Source organism: Aeromicrobium sp. PFPM2_SD2 (assembly GCF_057364525.1).
The window spans coordinates 1-4,683 of the sequence record NZ_JBNFNZ010000179.1 but is presented as its reverse complement, the minus strand read 5'-3'; the positions used below and the strand labels follow the sequence as shown (position 1 = coordinate 4,683).

The window sequence follows — 4,683 nt, the reverse complement described above, 5'->3', positions numbered from 1 at the left end:
GTGCGGCTCCAGCCCGGCCCAGCCAGCGTCCGACCGCCTCCGCCTGCTCGCGTCCGGTCTGCGAGAGCGGCACGTCGGCGTCGCGCTCGGCGACGTCGATGCGCTCCAGCCCGCCGGTCTCGGCGTCGCGCGCCGCGACGTTGCCCGTGCTCTCACCGTGCCGGACCACGCCCAGCCACTCGACTCCACGCATGCGTCCCTTCTACCGGGACGCCGCCTCCTGCGCGACGCGAGCGGCGGAGCGGGCCCCTCCCTCCCGGGCCCGCTCCCCCTCTCGCTGAGCGTGACGCTGTGCCCGCGACACGCCGAGACACGCGGGCAGGACGTCACGCCCAGCGCGGCGGCGGGCTCAGTACGTGTGGAAGCCCGCGCCGGTCTTGCGGCCCAGGCGGCCCTCCTCGACCGCCTTCACCAGGCTCGCGGCGGGCGCCCAGCCCTCGTGGCCGAAGGTCTCGACCAGCGAGTTCTCGATCGCCAGCGAGACGTCGTTGCCCACGACGTCCAGCAGCACGAACGGGCCCATGGGCAGGCCGGCACGGGTCATCGCCGCGTCGATCTCCTCCAGGGACGCCTCGCCGGCGTCCAGCAGGCGCACGGCGTCGTTGAGGTAGGGGAAGAGCAGCGCGTTGACGATGAAGCCGGCCCGGTCGCCGCACGAGACCGGGTGCTTGCCGACGCTCAGGCACAGCGCCCGGACGGTCTCGTCGACCTCCGGCGCCGTCCGGGCGGTCGTGACCACCTCCACCAGCTTCATGAGCGGGGCCGGGTTGAAGAAGTGCATGCCGATGACGTCCTGCGGGCGCGACGTGGCCTCGGCGCACCGGGCGATCGACAGCGACGACGTCGTCGTGGCCAGGATGGCGCCGGGCTTGCAGATCCGGTCCAGGTCGGCGAACAGCTGGAGCTTGACCTCCAGGTCCTCGGCGATCGCCTCCACGACGAGGTCGACGCCGGCCAGCGCCTCGCGCTCGGCCGAGCCGCTCAGCCGGCCCAGCACCTCGGCCTTGCCCGCCTCGTCCAGCCGGCCCTTCGCCACCGCCTTGTCGAGGTTCCTCGTCACGGCCTTCAGCACGCCCGCGGTCTTCTCCTCGCTGCGACCGACGTAGACGACGTCGTAGCCGGCCTTGGCGAAGACCTCGACGATGCCGGACGCCATGGTGCCGGTGCCGACCACGCCGACCGACGTGATCTCGTGGCGCAGGGAGGGGGCCGCCGGCTCCTCGGCCGCGTCCTCGGCGAGCGTCGCCCCTCGCTCGGCCAGGTCCTCCAGCAGCGCCGCCGGGACGTGGACGGGGTCGCCGGTCTGCGCGTGCAGCTCCCGCAGCCCGTCGACGACCGTCTTGGCGCCGAGCTCGTCGACCAGGGCCAGGGGGCCGACCGGGTAGCCGCAGCCGAAGCGCATCCCGGCGTCGATGTCGGCGCGCGTGGCGTAGCCCTCCTGCAGCATGGTGGCGGCGTGGTTCAGGTACGGCAGCAGCAGGGTCCGCGCGATGCGTCCGGGCTCGTCGTCGGCGAGGATCGGGCTGGTGTCGGCCATGGTTACTCCTTGGTAAGGGCGAGTCCAGAGCCACGGTAATGAGCGGCGGGACCAGCGCAGGGAGACACAGGTCACAGGTCGGTCCGAGCGGGCCGGCCCGGCCTGCGCGGTCCGGCGTCCGGGCTTTGGCAGGATGGGGCTCGTGAAGACCCGCCTCGCCCTGAGCACCGTGCTCGCCACCGCCGCGCTGACCCTCGCCGCCTGCGGCGACGACAACACCGCGTCCCCGTCCGACCCCGAGACCAGCGCCTCGCCCAGCGCGAGCGCCCCGTCGCCGAGCCGACCGAGCAGCCGACGAGCCCGGCCACCCCCTCCGCCGAGGCCCCCACCGGCATCGCCGCCGAGCTGGTCGGCGACTGGGCCGACGAGAAGCGCGAGTGGGTCCTGCACTTCCAGGACGACGGCACGTTCACGCTCGACGTCGACGGCAACGAGACGACCAGCGGGTCGTTCTCGGTCGACGGCGACGTGGTCACGCTGACCGGCGCCGACGGCAACGACCAGACCGGCACGATCGTGGGCGAGGACCTGGAGTTCCCCTTCGGCACGCTGGTCCGCCAGATCTCGTGAGGATCGTCGTCGCCCGCTGCCAGGTCGACTACGCCGGCCGCCTGGCCGCCCACCTGCCGATGGCCACCCGGGTCATCATGGTCAAGGCCGACGGCTCCGTGCTCGTCCACTCCGACGGCGGCTCCTACAAGCCGCTGAACTGGATGAGCCCGCCGTGCACGCTCCGCGAGGGCGTCACCGAGGACGGCACGATCGAGTGGACCGTCAGCGCCCAGAAGAGCGACGACACCCTGCGCATCCTCATCGAGGAGGTGCTGCACGACACCAGCCACGACCTGGGCGTCGACCCCGGTCTGCGCAAGGACGGTGTCGAGAAGCACCTGCAGGAGCTGCTGGCCGAGCACACGCACGCGCTGGGCGCGGGCATGACGCTGGTGCGGCGCGAGTACATGACGGCGATCGGACCGGTCGACCTGCTCTGCAAGGACCCCGACGGCAAGTCGGTCGCGGTCGAGATCAAGCGCCGGGGCGAGATCGACGGCGTCGAGCAGCTCACCCGCTACCTCGAGCTCATGAACCGCGACCCGCTGCTGGCCCCCGTCCGCGGCGTCTTCGCCGCGCAGGAGATCAAGCCCCAGGCCCGCACGCTGGCCGAGGACCGCGGCATCCGGTGCGTGGTCGTGAACTACGACGAGCTGCGCGGCATCGACGACCCGAGCCTGCGCCTGTTCTGATCCGGCTGGAGCAGGACGCCGACCGGTTCGTCGTCCTGGAGGTCGTCGCGTACGAGTTCGCCGCCCCGTCGGGCGACGAGTACGACGACAACTGGCTCGTGGTCCACGGCCACGTCGTCGCCGACGGCCTGCGCTGGCACTTCCGGGACCCGTGCCTGCTGACCGACGAGGCGGATCGCCTCGGCAGATGGCTGCGGCGCGTCGCGCGCGAGGACGTGCCCGCCGTCGACTTCCTCGAGCCGAACCTCGCGCTGGGCGTCACCGGACGGAGCCCCGACGCCGTCACCATCGCGCTGACCCTGCGCGCCGAGTCGTTCCCGCCCGGGGTCGACGATGCGCAGCGGTGGAGCGGTGGGCACGCGGTGGCGCTCACGCTCTCCCCCGACACCGTGGCGGCCGCGGCGCAGCAGTGGCTCGCCGACCTCGCGCGGTTCCCCCGCCGCGCCTAGCCGCGCGGCCGGCTCAGTGCGGACGCGTCGCGGTCCACGCCCGCTCGTCGGCCAGCAGCCGGCGCAGGAGCGCGCGGTACTGAGCGGCATCGAAGACGAACGTCGGTGGGTCGAGCTCGGACCCGCCGAGGTCGAGGGGCTCGTAGCCGACCTGCCAGGCCACGTCGCGCCACGCCACCGTGCCGTCCGGGGTCGCGACGACCTCGGCCGTGAGCGTCCTGCAGCACAGGTCGAAGCACGTAGGGCAGAACAGCAGCGCGACGCGACCGTCCGGCATCCGCACGACGAACTCCGTGCGTCCCGGCACGTCGAGCAGCACCCGGAGGGACTCCCGGCCGAGCCCGGGTGCCGTCCGCTCGTTCTGCAGCGCGGTCGCCTCGTCGGGGACGCGTCCGTCCACCAACGGCACGTGCTCGCGCAACGGCTCACCGTCGATGGTCCAGTCCAGGAACGTGGTCGTGCGCTCGACGCGGCGCTGACGGAACCAGCCGACCCGTTCGTCCTCGGTGCGGGAGAGAAGGTTCTGCGTCACCGCGAGCTGCGAGACGGGACCGTTCATGACGCGATTCTCCTCCACGAAAAGGCCGGTGGCATTCACGGGCTCATACCCCGTGAATGCCACCGGCTCGTTCATTCTCGACATTCGCGCACGAATGTCGAGGCGACACTCAGTGCGCGGCTTCGAAAGCCTCCAGCACCGAGGCCTTGATGCGTCCGCGGTCGGCCACCTGGTAGCCGTTCGAGCGCGCCCACTCGCGCACCTCGTTCAGCTCGTCGGGCGTCATGCCGGACGCCGAGCGCGTGCTGCCGGACGAGCGGCGCGACGAGCCGTTCGACGCGCGCGCCGGGAGGAGGACACGCGCGTCGCGTGGGCGACCCAGGGGGCCAGCGCGTCGCGCAGCTGCTGTGCGTGCTCGGACTTCAGGTCGATCGTGTAGGCCTGGCCGTCGAGCGCGAACTCGACGGTCTGGGCGTCGCCGTCCTCGAGCACCGTGCCGTCCAGGTCGTCGACGATCTGGACGCGAGTCACCTTCGCCACGAATTACCACCTCGGTCGATATGGGAATGTTTTTCAGGCGGTTCATCATGGCACAGAATGTCGCGTGCGGTCATGACCGGAAAGAACTACCCGGCATTCCCCGAATTGCCCGGAAGGGAATTCAGGACAATTCGAGCGCGGTGAGCACGGGCTCGATCTGCGAATATCGCGCGATCTCGCAACCGTCGGTGCGGGTGAACGTCGCGTCCACGCGTCGTCCGTCCACCGTGCCGGCGACCGTGGCCGTCTCGGGCCCCCCGAACTCCTGCGTGCACGTGCGCCCGGCGGGCACCGGCTCCCACGCCTCGGCGTCGACGCCGGACAGCGCCTCGCACGCGGCCGAGTCGTCCTCGGTACGGCGCACCGCGAGCGACGCGGCGCGAGCCGTCCCGTGCCCGGGTGATCGCCAGTCAC

At 72.1% G+C, this 4,683-nt stretch carries 8 protein-coding genes; 2 read left to right on the top strand and 6 right to left on the bottom strand.

Translation table 11 applies throughout. From position 1 onward, the window contains the following. Both AC2W7G_RS09520 and AC2W7G_RS09515 read right to left on the bottom strand, forming a co-directional pair. Positions 1 to 193, bottom strand: a 193-nt coding sequence (locus tag AC2W7G_RS09520) for a histidine phosphatase family protein (protein WP_485868223.1), incomplete at its 3' end; no start/stop codon positions are given. Positions 194 to 349: 156 nt separating this feature from the next. Then, positions 350 to 1,537 carry a 3-hydroxyacyl-CoA dehydrogenase family protein gene (locus AC2W7G_RS09515; protein WP_485868222.1) on the bottom strand — a complete coding sequence of 396 codons (1,188 nt, stop codon included), beginning with the start codon at positions 1,535 to 1,537 and terminating at the stop codon, positions 350 to 352. Between the two features lie 566 nt (positions 1,538 to 2,103). Here AC2W7G_RS09515 and nucS point away from each other — a divergent pair. Further along, a complete protein-coding gene (nucS, locus tag AC2W7G_RS09510; RefSeq protein ID WP_485868221.1) occupies positions 2,104 to 2,781 on the top strand; it encodes an endonuclease NucS in 678 nt (225 codons plus the stop codon). Then, entirely contained in the window at positions 2,718 to 3,230 is a 513-nt protein-coding gene (locus tag AC2W7G_RS09505) for a WapI family immunity protein (RefSeq protein ID WP_485868220.1), read from the top strand. Before nucS ends, AC2W7G_RS09505 begins: the two co-directional genes overlap by 64 nt. Positions 3,231 to 3,243: 13 nt before the next feature. On the opposite strand, the gene AC2W7G_RS09500 is transcribed toward AC2W7G_RS09505, so the two are convergent. From AC2W7G_RS09500 to AC2W7G_RS09485, 4 genes are all read right to left on the bottom strand, one after another. Beyond that, a complete protein-coding gene (locus AC2W7G_RS09500) occupies positions 3,244 to 3,789 on the bottom strand; it encodes a hypothetical protein (protein WP_485868219.1) in 546 nt (181 codons plus the stop codon). Positions 3,790 to 3,898: 109 nt separating this feature from the next. After that, positions 3,899 to 4,015 (bottom strand): Lsr2 family DNA-binding protein, encoded by a 117-nt coding sequence (locus AC2W7G_RS09495; protein WP_485868218.1) that lies wholly within the window; start codon positions 4,013 to 4,015, stop codon positions 3,899 to 3,901. After that, entirely contained in the window at positions 4,012 to 4,269 is a 258-nt protein-coding gene (locus AC2W7G_RS09490; RefSeq protein WP_485868217.1) for a histone-like nucleoid-structuring protein Lsr2, read from the bottom strand. The genes AC2W7G_RS09495 and AC2W7G_RS09490 overlap by 4 nt, the downstream gene beginning before the upstream one ends. 121 nt (positions 4,270 to 4,390) lie before the next feature. Next, on the bottom strand, positions 4,391 to 4,683 hold a 293-nt coding region (locus tag AC2W7G_RS09485), incomplete at its 5' end, for a hypothetical protein (protein ID WP_485868216.1).

Bases quoted from the DNA above. Each gene is read 5' to 3' on its own strand.
- AC2W7G_RS09495 (WP_485868218.1), bottom strand. From the start codon at position 4,015: ATGACGCCCGACGAGCTGAACGAGGTGCGCGAGTGGGCGCGCTCGAAC.
- AC2W7G_RS09500 (WP_485868219.1), bottom strand. From the start codon at position 3,789: ATGAACGGTCCCGTCTCGCAGCTCGCGGTGACGCAGAACCTTCTCTCC.
- AC2W7G_RS09515 (WP_485868222.1), bottom strand. From the start codon at position 1,537: ATGGCCGACACCAGCCCGATCCTCGCCGACGACGAGCCCGGACGCATC.